Below are 14,595 nucleotides of genomic sequence, written 5' to 3'. Positions count from 1 at the left end.
GCGTCCTTCGTCTTCGTTCAGGAGGCCCCCTTCGGGGGCCAAGCCTGCGACCTGCGATGTACGTACGGCGTCTTCATGCAGGCGAGCCCCGACAGGGGCTCAAGCCTTGCGAGCCTCGCGACTTACGTACTTACACTTACAAGTCGCTAAATGATCTTGCTTCCGGAAACGGGAAATCCTGTGACCTCACTCACACTCCGGCGGCGCCCGAAGGGCGACGGAGAAGGAGTGCAGCGGCGAAGGAGCAGTGCCGCCCGGAGGGCGGACAGCGGGAAGACGGCTTGCGGCTGTGGCGGCCGGTAGGCCGCCCCTTCGTGAAGACGCGAAGACGTACTTCAGTCTGGCGAGCGCCACTGCCCCTGATCGGCCGATGTCGCGTGATCTCCTGACAGATGGGAGCTGAGTCCGGTAGATGTGTGCATGTGACTGACTCCACGCCCTGCGAGCCCGCCCCCGAGGACAGCAAGCCCACGTCCTTCACCCAGAAGGCGAAGGGGCTGTACCAGAAGCACAGGGAGAAGATCCATGCCGTCGGCGGCGTGGTCGTCAGCGCGGCCCTGACTGCCGCAGTCGCCCGCCTCATGGAAGGGCGGGACGCTGAAGACGCCGACGATCAGGGGCCGTTCCTCCCTCCTGAAGCCGCGAGCGAGCCCCGTCAGTCCTCCCCCAATCCTGACCGCGACCCCTTCCTCCGAAGGCTCCCTCCCGGTCAGCGCGCCAGCGACGAGGCCAGGGCGAGGTACAGGGAACTGACAGGGGACGAGCTTCCTGATGGTTACACCGTGGTTCGCCGCTGGATGTACGGAAAGGCAGCCTGAACACCTGGACGGAGCCGCCGCGGCCTCCCATTCCTGTGCAGTTCCGGCGGAGGCACTGCAGAACGCTCGCGCCGCCGCTGACCTGCGGGTATGAGGCTGCCTGACGAGGCGCGAGGGGGGCCTCGTCGACCTTGGAACCGTGGCAGAATCCGGGCTGCTAAGACCCGGCGGCCGGGAAGCCAACGCCGGCCGGGTCGTACCCCCACCCCCCGGGGCAAGGGCAGGCAAGGCGTGTCGAGAGCGCGCACGCGGGCACCAGGTCGGCGTTCCAATTCAATACGGCCATGCAGGGGCATGTGATGCCGCATCGGGCCGTAAGGGGTAGCAGCTCATCGAACGTATGTGATGACGTATGCGAGCACACGTAGGGCAACAGCGCACATAGCGGCACATGAGCGGGCCGGGCAGACATGCCCGGACGCTGGGCCGCTGTCTGCCTGCCTCACACGTACGTACGCACGGACAGGCAGCACAGGGCAGGCCAGAGACAGGGCAGGAGTGGACGCGCCCCCGTCGGATCGTGTTAAGGTGTAGCCACATCGAATGAAGTCCCGGCAACGACGACCGGCAGGCGCCCACAGGCAGGCAGAAACCGCAGCTCACGCAAGGGTTGCGGAGCGAACCAGCCAGAGTGTTAAGATGTAGCCACACCCGAACGGAACGGGTCACAAGATCCGGGAAGCTCGCAACCGGGCAAGGGTCCGGGCGTCGCGAAAGGGATCGCGGCGCTGACCAGCCCAAACGCGAAACTCCAGCCCGACGGTGCAGTAAAATTTGAACCGCGCTGAGCCAACCGGCTCGGCGGAACTTTCCGGCTGGTGTAAAGTTGAAGCCAGTCGCCCAGGGAAGGCACGGTCCACATGGAGTACGTGTTCAGCGACACCGACCGCCAGTACGGCAAGAAGGTTGGGGTCAAGCGCTCGGAAGGTGACTTCCGGTGCTACCAGTGCATCGACTTCAGCTTCTACGAGCGGGAGGTCTCCGAGCCGGACGCCGGGGAGAGGTGCACCTACTGTGCCGGCTTCGTCTTCATTACCTCGGAGGTCATCGCCCAGTTGGAGGTGCCGAAGCCCGTCCGTCCGGTCAACCTCGCGAAGCGTGAGGTCCAGCGGTTCGACCTGCTGACGATCGCCTACAACCTGGGTCGCCGCGTCGAAGAGGTGTCGTACGCACTCGACAAGGCCCGGCAGCAGAACGACGCACTGCGGGCGGAGATAGCGCGCCTCAAGGGCGAGGGCACCGAGCGGGAGACCGGTTTCGCGGAGACCGCCGCCTTCTAGGGCTGGTGTAAACATTGACCCGGTCGCCCCTTCCCATACAGGGAGAGGGCAGGGGCGGCCCCTCTCTCGAATGCGAGGACGCATGACTGCCATCGTTGCCCCCTCCGAGGCCCGCTGGTACCTGATGCTGATCGTCGAGGACGACCAGGGCGAGACGACGTACATCGACCACTACCTCGACGACGAGCCCGCCGACGTGTGGGAGTTCATCCCCGAGGGCTGGGACCTGCTCGAAGACGAGTCCCAGGAGATCATCCGAGGCGCGTACGACTGCGAGTGTTGCGGGTCGCACATCATGAACGCCCGAGAGTGCGACACCTGCCGTGACGGCGAGTGCGACCCGGCCGAGTCGTGGCACTGCTTCACCGGCTACTGCGATGGCTCCGGGTGCACCTTCGAGGGCGAGTGCGAGCCGAACCATGAGGTGCGGGTCTGGCGCGAGAACGGCGACCTGGTGGGCCTGTGGGAGGTCGAGGCGCAGGCGAACGGCCGGGTCCTGGTGACGCAGCGCGAGGGATACGAGCGCGACGCCGAGTCCCACTTCACCTCGCTGTGGTCGGCCTGGCAGTACGCCCAGGGCTGCGCCGAGATGCATGCACAGACGCTCCGCGACGAGTGCGAGTGCGGCGAGGACGACTGCGGCGTCCTGCACGAGCACGGGATCTCCGTGCAGGAGGTTACGAGCAACTCGGACCTTGCGCGGGCCTGATCTTCCCCCAGCTGCCCCTTCCCCCACAGGGAGAGGGGAGGGGCAGCCACCTCCAGAACGCAAAGGCGAAACGCCCTCCGGGCGTCAGCGGCAGGCGGGACCTGCCCTCTGACGATGCCAACCGGCGTCAGTCCATCTACCTCGAATGCGAGGACTCTATGAAGCCCGTAGTCCGATCCGCGGTGCAGTCGGCCGCGACCCTCGTTGAGAAGCACCGCGAGGTCGTGGTCCTCGCCCTCTCAACCGACCGCGAGGAACTGCGCCTCTCCGCCCGCCGGTTCCGTGAGAAGGGCATCCACAACATCGCCAACGAGCGCGACGACGAGGCCGGACTCGCGGGGTACGTCGGTACCGCCCTCACGAACCTCGTCGCCACCCCGGCCTTCTGGGTTGAGCACCACTGGCAGGCGATCTTGGCGGCCGTCGTCCGCCGCGAGGCCACCGACCGCGCACTCGTTTCCTCGGTCCTGAAGTGGCTCCCGACATACGAGGGCCCGACCGATGCCCCGGTTTTCAAGGTCCAGTCCTGGCAGTACAGGGCGGCCACGAAGCGGGCCGAGGCCCTCGCTGAGGTCAAGGCCGGACTCACGGCCGTACGCAACGCACTGCGCGAGGTCGGCGAGCTGGCCCCGTACGAGCCCGCCACCTGACCTCCACCTCTCCCGGCCGCCCCTTCCCACACAGGGAGAGGGCAGGGGCGGCCCCTACCTCGAACGTGAGGACTCCATGAACAAGCAGGACTGCGACTTCTGCAACCTCGCCGGCACCGCCGCATGGGTTTACGTGCTCGGCCCCGACCGGCCGATCGTCGGCCTGGCGAACGGCCTCGGCGACGTGGCCCTGATGGACGACGACGGCACCTGGCGAGCCTGCATCGCGTGCTCGTCCCTGGTCGACGCCGACGACATGACCGGCCTTCTCGACCGCGTGATCCTCCACCTCGGGGCGGTACTGCCCCTGCGGGACCGCGAGTTCCGCGAGACGTGGATTGCCTTCGTGGCCGCCCAGTACGCGGCCGTTATGCAGCCGACCGCGGTCAAGATCCCGGCCTAATTCCTTCAACAGCACGGAGTGTAAACATGAACCCGAATAGTGATCCGAAGCTCGCCAAGATCCGCGCGATACTTGCGAAGGCCGAGGACCCGGCTGCCACGCCCGAGGAAGCGGAAGCGTTCTTCGCGAAGGCCGCCGAGCTGATGGCTAAGTACGGGATCGAGCGGGCGATGCTCGCCGACGCCGACCCTGACCTCGACCGGCCGGGCGACCGAGTGATCGTCGTCGAGGGCACGTACTCCAACGACCGGATCTATCTCCTCGGCTACATCGCCGACGCCCTGAACTGCCACGGCATCACAAAGGACAAGAACCGGGGGAGGACCGAAGTCCACCTCTTCGGCTACGAGTCCGACCTCGACCGAGTTGAGCTGCTGTTCACCTCCCTGTGCCTCCAGGCGTTTAACGGCATGCGCCAGGGCCGCCCCGCCTACGGGGAGAAGGTGGTCACCTACCGGAAGTCGTGGCTCGCCGGGTTCATCCTGACCGTCTACAAGCGGCTCCAGGAGATTGAGGCCCGCGCCCGGCAGGAAGCCCCGGCAGCCGCTTCGGGTCGCTCCGCCGAGCTGGTCGTCGCAGACCGCAAGACCGTCGTCCTGGCGCGCTTCAACGCCGCATACCCCAACGCCCGTAACGCGGGCCGCACCACGCGGCGACGCGGGACCGGATACGCCGCCGGACAGGAAGCCGCCAAGCGCGCGGACCTGGGACAGACCCGCGTCGGCCAGCGGCGCCGCGCCCTCACCGCCTGATCTCCCCCCATCCATCACCGCTTCCTGACGCACGCGGCCCCTCCCACAGGGAGAGGGAGGGGCCGCCCAGAAAGGCTACCCGTGATCACGATCATCTGCGCCGAGTGCAGCAAGGCCCCTCTCGGCGTCCAGCCCTCCGGACTCTTCCGCTGCGACGACTGCGGTTCCGAGATCACCGTCCTCGATCTGGTCCTCGACCCCGGCGAGGTCTGGGCCGTCGACTCCGCTAGCACCCTCTGCTACCTCCCCGAGCCCGATTCCATCTGACCCGAAGGCCCCGACATGAAGAACCTGCGCGACCACATCGAGCTGACCGACGAGAAGGCAGAGATCGAGGACGACATGCAGTACGCCGTGACCTTGGAGTTCGGCCCGTACCTCGGCTACCTCGCCAACTACGGCCAGAAGATCCGACTCCTCTCCAGCGAGTACCGACAGCACGAGATCGCTCACCGAATCCTCGAACGCCACGCCGACGAGACCCTCGACCGCCTCAACGGCAGCTGATCTCCCCAACTCACCTGAAAGGCAGGACACATGACCACCGGCCCGTTCCTCTCCTCCCATCTGCGTGCCACCCCGCGCAACCTGGAGAGCCTCCAAGCCGCTTGGGCTCGTATGCACGAACTCGGCTACTCCCCCCGCACCACCCCGGTTGCCGAGCCGGAAGGCTGCACCCGCACCCGGTGCGCGGGCGCCCACCACGGCTACCCCGGCAGCGAACACCGCTGGGCCCTGGTCGACGAGCTATGCGGCGCCGAGATCGAGGTCTACTACTCGCACATGCGGGACCGGAAGGGCGCCAACTCCGCACCGCCGCGACGCCATAAGGGCTGCCCGTACTCGGGCCCGGCGAACGCCATCAAGCGCGCCGCCCGCTACATCGAGATCGGCCGCCCCATCCCCGCGTGGGACACCGACGCCCGTGCCGCCGTCCCGACCGACTGACCAATCTTCGCACCCATCACGGGCCGCCCTGGCACACAGGGAGAGCCCAGGGCGGCCCACCCCGAACCCTCGAAGGAGTCCACATGTCCGACGTTCTTGCCACTACCGACGACGGCCGCTTCCGTGTGCGTCTGGTCCGCGACGAACACGCGGAAAACCCCCGCAACGACGCCGACACCCTCGCCCACGTGATCACCATCGACACCCACCTCGGCCAGTACGGGCCGGTCGACAAGGACGGTGGCCCCCTCGCCCACGCCTGGCGTCGCCTGGCCTGGAACCAGTGGAAGGGCGTAGAGACCTTCACTCGCTACGTGGCGATCATGCACGGCGGAATCGTCCTCGAATCCAGCCCCGATAACGGCCCGCGTTCCCTCTGGTACATGACCGGCGAGGAGATCTTCGACCTCGACTGCGGACTTCTCTCCGAGGGATACATCGAGGCGGAGATGCGGGAGTACGAGGCGTGGCTCTCCGGGGACGTGTGGGGCTTCGTCGTCGAGGAGGCCGCCGACCCGGACGACGACGAGACCGAGTGGCAGCACGTCGACTCCTGCTCCGCTTTCTACGGCGGTCCGTACGCCCGAGGCCAGGCCCGCGATGCCCTCCGCTTCTACGCCGGACGTTCCGCCGGCACCTCCGTCTGACCACCTACACCCCGGAGAAGGGAATCACTGCAATGCGCATCCCCCTGGTTGGCTTCGCCGGGACTGCCCGGTCCGGCAAGGACAGCGCCGCTCAGGCCCTCCTCGACGCCGGATGGCAGCGCAAGGCGTTCGCTGACAACGTGAAGGCCATGCTGTACGCCCTCGACCCGATCGTGGTCGACGAGAGTTGCTGCGAGTGCGCCCAGAGCCTCCGCTACGAGGTCGACACGTACGGATGGGACACCGTGAAGGAACTGTTCCCCGTGGTCCGCACTTACCTTCAGCGCCTCGGCACCGAGGGCGGCCGGGGGGTCCTCGGCAAGGACGTGTGGGTAAACGCCCTTCTCGGCGACTTCGAAACGTGGGGGCCCACCGTCATCACGGACGTGCGGTTCCCCAACGAGGCCGACGCGATCCGGGCCCGTGGCGGGCTAGTGGTGGCGATCGAGCGCCCCGGCTTGGAGCCGATACGCGAGGCGGGCCACGTCAGCGAGAACGCCCTCGCCGGGTACCTGTTCGACGACGTGATCCGCAATGACGGCACCGTGGGGCAACTCCACGACCGTGTGATGCAGCTCATCCCGCGGGAGCCTTCTGTAAACATGGAACCACAATGTTAAGGTGGAGCCATGAGATTGACCCCACGGAAGGAAGAGGTCGAGGCGGTTAAGGCGCTCTTGGAGGACCCCACCTTCGAGAGTGCCGACCAAATGGCCAAGGCAGTGATCAAGCAAGTCGGCGAGATTCTCCAGATGCGTGACTGGGTCGCACTCGTACACACGTGGAAGGACGGCAGTCGCGGCCTGAACTGGGCCCCGTTCGGCAACGAGGCAGAGGCGAAATCCTTCGCCAACAAACTGTCGATCGGGGGGACCTGCCACCTGGTCAAGCTGTACGCCCCCGGCATCATGCTCGCCAACGTCGACGGCAAGAAGGGCTGGAAGGGGTGGTGCTTCCATCCGGAGTGCGGCCACGCACCCTTCACCCACTCCCTTGCCAGCGCCGCCCGAGGCGCGTGCCAGATCCCAACCTGCCCGTGCGGCAAGTTCCAACAGAAGTAGGAGACGCCCCAATGAAGACCGTCGAGTTCCACACCTGCGAGTGCTCCGAGAAACGAGCCTTCGCTGACCGTCGGTCCGCAGAGAAGGCCCTCGGCCGAGCCCAGGCCAAGCGCGACCGCCAGGCCCAGCGCTGGGAAAATCGCCACCCGATGAACCGCGAGAACCGCATTTACCAGTGCGACTACGGCATGTGGCACCTCACGAAGCAGTCCCGCCGCTCCTACGAAGAGGGCGCCGCACGCCTTGCCGCCTGAATGTAAACATGTAACCAGGAGGGGCCCGTGACCGCTGGCGGAAGTAATCGGCTGCTGACGCCGGAGGAAGTCGCCGCGTGGCTCAAGGTCAGCGAGACCACCGTCAAGAACAAGTACCGGTCCTGGGGGCTGAAAGCCCAGAAGGTTGGTCGCCTTCTGCGATTCCGGGAACGGGACATCGTCGCCTACCTCGACAACCACTACGGGTGAGGGCAAAGCCCTGCCCCTGCAAGGAAGGGAGGCCACATGGCCACTGTCTTTCAGAAGTGCAAGACAGACCCGACGAATCAGAACTACCCGTGCGAGAAAAGCCGCTGCGGCCACAACTGGACGGTCCGCTACCGAGAGCCTGGCGGCAGGACCGCCCGCCAGAGAGAGAAGACGTTCGCCAAGAAGACCGGACCCGACGGAGCTGACGCATTCGCCTCCAAGGTCGAACACGACAAGGGGATGGGGATCTACCTCGACCCGCAGCGAGGTGCGATAACCCTGCGTGCTTGGGCAAAGGAGTGGCTCGAACGGCAGGTCATCGGCGAAGGCACCATACGGAACTATGAGGGGTTCACGAAGAACCACCTCGTTCCGCACCTCGGCCGCAAGACCCTGGCGGGGCTCGCGAAGGCCGACTTCGAACGCTTCGTCTCTGCCCTGCACCGAAAGGGTGAGGGCATGGCCGCCTCGACGATCAACGACCGCATGAAGTTCGTGACGGCAATGCTCGATGCCGCCGTCGTCGAGAAGCGCATCTCCGAGAACCCCGCGAAGGGCGTCAAGATCCCCCGGACGAGCTCGCTTGCCGTGGACGAGGACGAGATTCCGACGCTAGAAGAGGTCGAGCTCCTGGGGAAGTGCATCTCGCCTCAGTATCGGCTCACGATCTACTTGCAGGCGGGCGCTGGCCTGCGCATCAGCGAGACCCTGGCCTTCGCGAGTGAGTGCCGGCGGACCGACTTCATCCGCGTCCGTTGGCAGGTGAGCTCGAAGGCGAACCGAGGAGACTGTCGGACGACGTTTGTCCCGCTGAAGCACAGGGCCGAGGGTGAGTATCGCGACATTCCCATCGCCCCCTTCCTTGAGGAAGAGATTGACGCCCACATGGAGCAATGGGGCCCGATCCCGGTGATCTTCAAGGACAGGGCGGGGAAGGATCGGCAGCTCGACGTTCTCTTCGCTCCCCGCGAGCGCGGCAAGGGCACCATGCCCACTGCCTCGACGTACGGCTACCACTTCAAGAAGGCGTGCAAGGCAGCCGGGCTGGTTGATGCGAACGGCAAGCCGAAGTACACCCCGCACTCCCTGAGGCACTTCTTCGCCTCGACGGCGTTGGCGAACGGCATCCCGATTCACGAGGTCTCGCGCTGGCTCGGTCACAAGTCGATCAAGACGACCGTGGACATCTACGGGCACCTCGTGCCGGGAGCCTGGCACCGCTGCCGTGAGGTCATGCAGAATGCCATGCGGCCTGTGCCGGTGGAGGTCCCCAGCGAGGCGCCTCAGGTGCCCGAGGGATACGACGAAGCGGCGTAGGTGCTGACCTTGGTTCCCCGTGCTGATTCTGTGCTGACTTGGATCCTGCAGAGGCACGTTTCCGCAGGTGAGAGCGTTGTGGTAGACGTTCCGCTTCAACGTGTAGCGGATGACATGCCGCCGCATCGCTGATCTGGCACATGTGCAGGTCAAGAGGGGTCCGACTCTCCGGGGTCGGGCCCCTGATCTTTTCCCGTGCTGGAATGGCGCTGGGACAGCTGACCCCTTGTCACCTGCCCCCGCCCCTGCTCATCCCTGGCCGGGTCCACTACGACGAGACCTGCGACCCAGGCCCGATCACCCCGTACGGGGCTGCGAAGGCCGCGGCCGAGACGATTGTGCGGCTCCGGCCGGGAGATGGTGCTCGGGCCGCTGAACCCTGCCGCGGTGGGGCGGATGCTCGGGCTGGATCCGGCGGAAGCCTTCGACGCCGCGCTGGTCACCGGCGGGCTGCCGCTGATCTGCGCGGAGTGGCCGCATGGCGCGGGGCTGTGGGACTTCCTCGGCGAAGCCCTGACAGACCCCGTCTCGGCCCTGCTGGTGTCGGCCGAGCGCTCGTTGGCTGCCGAATTCCGCCCGCAGGCTCAGGCGCGCACGGTGCTGGCGGCTATCGGCAGTGGCGAGCGGACCTTCACCAACATCGCCCGTGCGGCCGGCGGAATCGGGCCACGCCGCTGCAGCGAGCGCTGGAGCTGCATACGGACAAGCGGATCGTCGCCGCTGAGCTACCCGTATCGCCGCGTCCGTCGAAGGACCGCCGTTACCGGGTGACAGATCCCTACCTGCGGTTTTGGCTGCACCTGCTCGGCCCGTCCATGGAGGAGATCGAGCGAGGGCGGGGCGATGTGACCTTGGCGCGGATCCGGGAGAGCTGGACCAGCTGGCGCGGCCGGGCGATCGAGCCGCTCATCCGCGAGGCGCTCGCCCGGATACTGCCCGACGGCCGGCTCCCCGCGGCCCCCGCTGTGGGCGGCTATTGGACCCGCACCAACGACGTCGAGATCGACATCGTCGGGGCGGATCGCGCCCCCGTTGCCAAGGAGCTGCTCTTCGTCGGCTCCATCAAGTGGCTGGAGCAGTCGCCCTTCGATCGGCGCGACTTGGCAGCTCTCCATCGACACCGGGCAGCCCTCACTGACGAACCCCTCGACTGTCCGGGGCTCGATGCTGTTTACGGCCCCGGCGATTTGCTGACCGCCTGGCCGCTGTGAGCAGCGGACTGTCGGCGAGGTGATGTGCGCTGTCCGACGGGGGTGACGGACTTGGTGAGCGCGATCAGGCCGCAGACGTTGCGGATTCCACCCGCGGGTGCAAGGGGCGAGTCCGGCCCGGAACCCCTACCCGTCGGACGGCGACAGGTGGGTGCACAGGCATACTTCATCCGGACTCATGGTGATGGAGGTGCGGAACCTTGAAGCTCGCCGAAGCGCTGGCGCTGCGTGCGGACGCGGTACGTCGGGTGGAGCAGTTGCGCGCCCGCGTCGTCGACAACGCCCGGTACCAGGAGGGCGAAGCGCCGGCCGAGGACTCGGCGAGCCTGCTGGCGGAGGCGGGAGAGACGCTGGACGCACTCGAGTCGTTGATCCGGCGGATCAACCGGACCAACGCCCAGGCGGTCATCGACGGGGGCGGCACCCTCACCGATGCGCTGGCGCGGCGGGACGTGCTGCGCCTCCGCCACGCTGTCATCACTTCGGCGGCCGACGCGGCCGCCGGCCGTGACCAGCACGGTATGGTCCGGCAGTTGAGATCCGAGCTGAAGATGCTCTCGGCACTCCCGGTCGCGGAGTTGCGCGCGCAGGCGGATGTGCTGGCCCGTGAGATCCGCGAGATCGACGTCCTGATCCAGCGGTCGAACTGGGAGGTCGATCTGCTGGACTGAGCGGTGCCCGGTGTGGAGCAGGTAGTCGTCACGGAGGCGTGCACAAGCCGCGGGCCGGCGGTCAATTCGGCCCTCGCCTGGTGCGTGGAGAGCAGCGCAGGGGTTCGATTCCCCGGATCACACAGCAGCTCAGCACAGCGCACAGGTGACCGTGCACAGCGCACAGTTCACCACCATGTGCAGATCCGGGACGGTGAGGGCGGGATCGGGGTATCTCCACATCACGCTGCCGAGCGGCTTCTGTCGCCTCGCGGCTCCGGGCTCGTGGCGGCATGCCGCGCGCAGTCCAAAGAATCGAGCTCCGCTCCGCGCGGTGACGGCCATCGAGAGGGCCGCTGTGCCCGTTCCGCCGTTCTGCGCGTACGCGCAGTGTCCGGACGAGAGCATCCCGGCCGGCCGTTGCTCGGCGGCGTCCCCGGCACACGTTCTGAGCAACTGGCCGAGTAGGTCTCCGAGTTCCAGGCCGGCGACATGGTGTTCAACGACGTCGTTCGCGTCCCTCAGCGTTTCGGGGTTCGACCGTGAGCCTCGCGCCGCCGCGTACGACGCGGAGGTCGCCCGCGCGGATAGTGACCGCAGCCGGCAGTGGCGCGCCCGGGCCGCGAATGGCTGCGGGAGCCGCCGGCACGCCGAGGCGCTCGGCTTTACCGGAGCGGCTGACGGCGGGAGCTGATCGGCGCCGGTCCGGTCGGGAGAGTGACCGCGGGGGTCAGGGGCGATCCGGGGGTGAAGCCCTTCGGCCGGTCGAGCTGGGACGGGTACCCGGTGCCGTGGGCGTCCAGCCGGACGCCCACCTGAGGCGGCGGCCCTCCAGTTGGCCGGGCGGCCGGGCGGCCGGGCGGCCGGGCGGTCCGGCGCGGCGATCGGCGTCGCGCCCGGCCGGTCGGCGAGCTCGACCGCGTACGTCAGCGGTGACCAGCACAGGCCCTGGACGTGGGTCGGGCGGTCGCTCGCTCCAGCGGTGTCGACGCCGTCGACGGTGAGCCGCCGTGAACCCTTCGTCACCCGTGCCGCCCGCGAAGTGCAGCCGACAAGTGGAGCGGTGTTGTGACCGGGCCCACGCGATGCGTTTCCGTGAGTGGGTTGTGAATTCCAACCGACCACGGAATAGTCGCTGCCATGGACGGTTCGGAATTCCAACTCAGGAGGTTGTCGTGCGGGACGCGGTGATCGTCGAGGCGGTGCGTACGCCCGTCGGCAGGGGGAAGTCAGGAGGTGCGCTGCACGAGGAGCGGCCCGTCGATCTGCTCGCGCGCACCCTCGTCGCGCTCGTCGAGCGGGCCGGGATCGACCCGGGGCTCGTCGACGACGTCATCGGCGGGTGCGTGACACAGGTGGGGGACCAGTCGTACAACATCACGCGCAACGCCGTGCTCGCCGCCGGGTTCCCCGAGAGCGTGCCGGGCATGACCGTCGACCGGCAGTGCGGTTCCTCGCAGCAGGCCGCGCACATCGCCGCGCAGGGCGTCATCAGCGGGGCGTACGACATCGCCATCGCCTGCGGCGTCGAGTCGATGTCCCGGGTCCCGATGGGGTCCGCCGTGCTGCCGGGCAGCGATCCGTTCGGGCTGCGGCTCGCGGAGCGCTACCCGGGCGGGCTCGTCGGACAGGGCGTCAGCGCCGAACTCATCGCAGCCCGCTGGAAGATCTCCCGCGAGGAACAGGACGCGTACGCCCTGGAGTCGCATCGCCGTGCCGCCGAGGCCTGGGAGCGGGGGGAGTTCGACCGCGAGGTGGCCTGGACCGGGCAGCGGGACGAGAGCGTACGGCCCACGACGTCCGCCGAGGCGCTGGCAGGGCTCGGGTCCGCGTACCACGACGCCGCCGTCGCCGAGCGCTTCCCGGAGATCGGATGGCAGGTCACGGCGGGCAACAGCTCACCGGTCAACGACGGAGCCGCGGCCGTGCTCGTCATGGGCGCGGACGTGGCGGAGCGGCTGGGGCTGCGGCCGCGTGCCCGCTTCCACTCCTTCGCCGTCGCAGGCGACGATCCGCTGCTGATGCTCACAGCGATCGTCCCGGCGACGGAGAAGGTGCTCGCGCGGGTCGGGCTGTCGATCGGGGACATCGATCTGTTCGAGGTCAACGAGGCGTTCGCGTCGGTGGTGCTCGCCTGGCTGCGCGAGACGGGTGCGGACCACGCGAAGGTGAACGTGCGCGGGGGCGCGATCGCCATCGGGCACCCGCTGGGCGCCAGCGGGGCCCGCATCATGACGACGATGCTGCACGCCATGGAGGACCGGGGCGCCCGCTTCGGCCTCCAGACGATGTGCGAGGCGGGGGGCATGGCCAACGCGACGGTCCTCGAGCGCCTCTGATGCAGCGTGGGCACGGCCGGCCCACCGGGATTCCCCGGTGGGCCGCCGCCTTGACGGGCCGCGCCTCCATCGCGCCGGCGGGGCTGCCGGTCGGCCCGCCGTACGCCTCTGTCGCGCCGCCGCCGGGGCTTCACACGTACCCACGCCTCAGTCGTCGCCGACGAACCCCGTCTTCAGGCCCGCGCCGCACAGGGGCACCACCGCCGTGCGGTCGGTCCACGAACCGGCCGCCGCCCAGCACGCCACGCCCGTCGACTCCACGAACAGGCCCCGTGCCGCCAGGTCCTTCTGCGCCGCGCGGATCTCGGGCTCCGTCACCGTCAGGAACTCGCCGCCCGACTCCCGTACCGCCCGCAGGATCTGACGGGCGCGCGGCGGGCGGGAGATCGCGATGCCCTCCGCGAGCGTGGGCGTCGCACGGGCCGGAGCGAGCAGGTCCTGCGCGCCCGCGCGGAACGCCGCCGCCAGCGGGGAGACCGCCTCCGCCTGCACGGCGACCAGGGCGGGGCGGGCGTCGATCAGTCCGTGGGCGAGCAGTTCGTCGAGCGCGAGCGCGGCGCCGAGCAGCAGGGTGCCGTTGCCGACGGGCACGACGACCGCCTCGGGGAGCCGGCCGCCCAGGTCCTCCCAGAGCTCGTAGACATAGGTCTTGGTGCCGTGCAGGAAGTACGGGTTGTAGACGTGGCTCGCGTAGAAGACACCGGGTTCGCCGGCCGCGGCCCGCGCGGCGGACGCCGTGGCCTCGCGGTCGCCGCGGACAACCTCCAGGCGGGCGCCGTGCGCCCGGATCTGCTCGGTCTTCTTCGCGGACGTGCCCTCGGGGACGTACACGGTGCACCGCAGGCCCGCCCGCGCGCAGTACGCGGCGACGGACGTGCCCGCGTTCCCGCTGCTGTCGGCGATCACCCGGCGCGGCCCCAGCCGGCGGGCCAGCTCCGCCAGCATGACCGCGCCCCGGTCCTTGAAGGACAGCGTCGGCATGACGAAGTCGAGCTTCGCCGACACGTTCGCCGTGAGGGGAACGAGCGGGGTCCGGCCCTCGCCGAGCGTGGCCGCGGGCGCGGACAGCGGAAGCGCCTCTTCGTAACGCCACAGCGAATTCACGCGGCCCGCCAGCGCGGAACGGGGAACGGCCGAGGCGGGGAAGTCCAGGTCGAGGGGGCTCCGGCAGGCCGGGCAGCACCAGATGTCAGAATCGACCGGCCAGTAACTCGTGCAATCGGGACAGCGGTAGGACGTCATGGGCCGCCAGCATGGCAGCCCTGTGGTGCCTGATGGCGGCTGTGTGGCGGTTGCGTTTCACTGCCGTCCGTCCTCTTGTGCGATTCCTATGGATCCGCCAATCT

At 68.3% G+C, this 14,595-nt stretch carries 18 protein-coding genes and 1 pseudogene; 18 read left to right on the top strand and 1 reads right to left on the bottom strand.

The features are described 5' to 3' along the window. Positions 1-422 precede the first annotated feature (422 nt). From HW130_RS18485 to HW130_RS18400, 18 genes and pseudogenes are all read left to right on the top strand, one after another. Complete coding sequence (locus tag HW130_RS18485) at positions 423-818, top strand: hypothetical protein (protein WP_177150717.1); 396 nt, start codon at positions 423-425, stop codon at positions 816-818. An 860-nt stretch (positions 819-1,678) separates the two neighbouring features. Further along, positions 1,679-2,098: a hypothetical protein gene (locus tag HW130_RS18480; protein ID WP_177150716.1), complete on the top strand. Its 420-nt coding sequence runs from the start codon at positions 1,679-1,681 to the stop codon at positions 2,096-2,098. An 82-nt stretch (positions 2,099-2,180) separates the two neighbouring features. Continuing rightward, complete coding sequence (locus HW130_RS18475; protein ID WP_177150715.1) at positions 2,181-2,807, top strand: hypothetical protein; 627 nt, start codon at positions 2,181-2,183, stop codon at positions 2,805-2,807. A gap of 158 nt (positions 2,808-2,965) precedes the next feature. Then, the gene (locus HW130_RS18470) at positions 2,966-3,457 is read left to right on the top strand and encodes a hypothetical protein (RefSeq protein ID WP_177150714.1); all 492 of its coding nucleotides are present in this window, start codon (positions 2,966-2,968) and stop codon (positions 3,455-3,457) included. Between the two features lie 76 nt (positions 3,458-3,533). Continuing rightward, positions 3,534-3,860: a hypothetical protein gene (locus HW130_RS18465; protein WP_177150713.1), complete on the top strand. Its 327-nt coding sequence runs from the start codon at positions 3,534-3,536 to the stop codon at positions 3,858-3,860. Between the two features lie 26 nt (positions 3,861-3,886). Beyond that, on the top strand, positions 3,887-4,612 hold the full coding sequence (locus tag HW130_RS18460; RefSeq protein WP_177150712.1) for a DUF2786 domain-containing protein: 726 nt from the start codon (positions 3,887-3,889) through the stop codon (positions 4,610-4,612). Positions 4,613-4,693: 81 nt separating this feature from the next. Beyond that, positions 4,694-4,879, top strand: coding sequence for a hypothetical protein (locus HW130_RS18455; protein WP_177150711.1), 186 nt, complete (start codon positions 4,694-4,696; stop codon positions 4,877-4,879). Between the two features lie 15 nt (positions 4,880-4,894). After that, on the top strand, positions 4,895-5,119 hold the full coding sequence (locus HW130_RS18450; protein WP_177150710.1) for a hypothetical protein: 225 nt from the start codon (positions 4,895-4,897) through the stop codon (positions 5,117-5,119). 30 nt (positions 5,120-5,149) lie between these two features. Next, entirely contained in the window at positions 5,150-5,560 is a 411-nt protein-coding gene (locus HW130_RS18445; RefSeq protein ID WP_177150709.1) for a hypothetical protein, read from the top strand. Positions 5,561-5,643: 83 nt separating this feature from the next. After that, positions 5,644-6,207: a hypothetical protein gene (locus HW130_RS18440; protein ID WP_177150708.1), complete on the top strand. Its 564-nt coding sequence runs from the start codon at positions 5,644-5,646 to the stop codon at positions 6,205-6,207. A gap of 32 nt (positions 6,208-6,239) precedes the next feature. Next, positions 6,240-6,827 (top strand): hypothetical protein, encoded by a 588-nt coding sequence (locus tag HW130_RS18435; protein ID WP_177150707.1) that lies wholly within the window; start codon positions 6,240-6,242, stop codon positions 6,825-6,827. Positions 6,828-6,836: 9 nt separating this feature from the next. Next, the gene (locus tag HW130_RS18430; protein ID WP_177150706.1) at positions 6,837-7,268 is read left to right on the top strand and encodes a hypothetical protein; all 432 of its coding nucleotides are present in this window, start codon (positions 6,837-6,839) and stop codon (positions 7,266-7,268) included. Between the two features lie 11 nt (positions 7,269-7,279). Beyond that, positions 7,280-7,522 (top strand): hypothetical protein, encoded by a 243-nt coding sequence (locus HW130_RS18425; RefSeq protein ID WP_177150705.1) that lies wholly within the window; start codon positions 7,280-7,282, stop codon positions 7,520-7,522. Positions 7,523-7,549: 27 nt separating this feature from the next. Next, entirely contained in the window at positions 7,550-7,732 is a 183-nt protein-coding gene (locus HW130_RS18420) for a helix-turn-helix domain-containing protein (protein WP_177150704.1), read from the top strand. 36 nt (positions 7,733-7,768) lie between these two features. Continuing rightward, the gene (locus HW130_RS18415) at positions 7,769-9,049 is read left to right on the top strand and encodes a tyrosine-type recombinase/integrase (protein ID WP_177150703.1); all 1,281 of its coding nucleotides are present in this window, start codon (positions 7,769-7,771) and stop codon (positions 9,047-9,049) included. A gap of 348 nt (positions 9,050-9,397) precedes the next feature. Then, positions 9,398-10,260: pseudogene (locus tag HW130_RS18410) on the top strand (ATP-binding protein); the annotation flags it as partial. Between the two features lie 200 nt (positions 10,261-10,460). Continuing rightward, positions 10,461-10,931, top strand: coding sequence for a DIP1984 family protein (locus tag HW130_RS18405; protein WP_177150702.1), 471 nt, complete (start codon positions 10,461-10,463; stop codon positions 10,929-10,931). A 1,154-nt stretch (positions 10,932-12,085) separates the two neighbouring features. Continuing rightward, positions 12,086-13,249 carry a thiolase family protein gene (locus tag HW130_RS18400; RefSeq protein ID WP_177150701.1) on the top strand — a complete coding sequence of 388 codons (1,164 nt, stop codon included), beginning with the start codon at positions 12,086-12,088 and terminating at the stop codon, positions 13,247-13,249. A 147-nt stretch (positions 13,250-13,396) separates the two neighbouring features. Here HW130_RS18400 and HW130_RS18395 read toward each other — a convergent pair whose 3' ends face one another. Then, positions 13,397-14,491 (bottom strand): threonine synthase, encoded by a 1,095-nt coding sequence (locus tag HW130_RS18395; protein ID WP_177150700.1) that lies wholly within the window; start codon positions 14,489-14,491, stop codon positions 13,397-13,399. Positions 14,492-14,595: the final 104 nt, after the last annotated feature.

Origin of the sequence: Streptomyces sp. PKU-EA00015, from assembly GCF_013387495.1 — a bacterium.
GTDB lineage: Bacteria > Actinomycetota > Actinomycetes > Streptomycetales > Streptomycetaceae > Streptomyces.
Note: the sequence above shows the minus strand (reverse complement) of the source record. Positions and strands in the feature narration are given on the sequence as shown.

Excerpts from the sequence above, each read along its gene's own strand:
- HW130_RS18480 (WP_177150716.1), top strand. The coding sequence starts at position 1,679 with ATGGAGTACGTGTTCAGCGACACCGACCGCCAGTACGGCAAGAAGGTT.
- HW130_RS18475 (WP_177150715.1), top strand. The coding sequence starts at position 2,181 with ATGACTGCCATCGTTGCCCCCTCCGAGGCCCGCTGGTACCTGATGCTG.
- HW130_RS18470 (WP_177150714.1), top strand. The coding sequence starts at position 2,966 with ATGAAGCCCGTAGTCCGATCCGCGGTGCAGTCGGCCGCGACCCTCGTT.
- HW130_RS18465 (WP_177150713.1), top strand. The coding sequence starts at position 3,534 with ATGAACAAGCAGGACTGCGACTTCTGCAACCTCGCCGGCACCGCCGCA.
- HW130_RS18460 (WP_177150712.1), top strand. The coding sequence starts at position 3,887 with ATGAACCCGAATAGTGATCCGAAGCTCGCCAAGATCCGCGCGATACTT.
- HW130_RS18450 (WP_177150710.1), top strand. The coding sequence starts at position 4,895 with ATGAAGAACCTGCGCGACCACATCGAGCTGACCGACGAGAAGGCAGAG.
- HW130_RS18445 (WP_177150709.1), top strand. The coding sequence starts at position 5,150 with ATGACCACCGGCCCGTTCCTCTCCTCCCATCTGCGTGCCACCCCGCGC.
- HW130_RS18440 (WP_177150708.1), top strand. The coding sequence starts at position 5,644 with ATGTCCGACGTTCTTGCCACTACCGACGACGGCCGCTTCCGTGTGCGT.
- HW130_RS18435 (WP_177150707.1), top strand. The coding sequence starts at position 6,240 with ATGCGCATCCCCCTGGTTGGCTTCGCCGGGACTGCCCGGTCCGGCAAG.
- HW130_RS18430 (WP_177150706.1), top strand. The coding sequence starts at position 6,837 with ATGAGATTGACCCCACGGAAGGAAGAGGTCGAGGCGGTTAAGGCGCTC.
- HW130_RS18425 (WP_177150705.1), top strand. The coding sequence starts at position 7,280 with ATGAAGACCGTCGAGTTCCACACCTGCGAGTGCTCCGAGAAACGAGCC.
- HW130_RS18415 (WP_177150703.1), top strand. The coding sequence starts at position 7,769 with ATGGCCACTGTCTTTCAGAAGTGCAAGACAGACCCGACGAATCAGAAC.
- HW130_RS18395 (WP_177150700.1), bottom strand. The coding sequence starts at position 14,491 with ATGACGTCCTACCGCTGTCCCGATTGCACGAGTTACTGGCCGGTCGAT.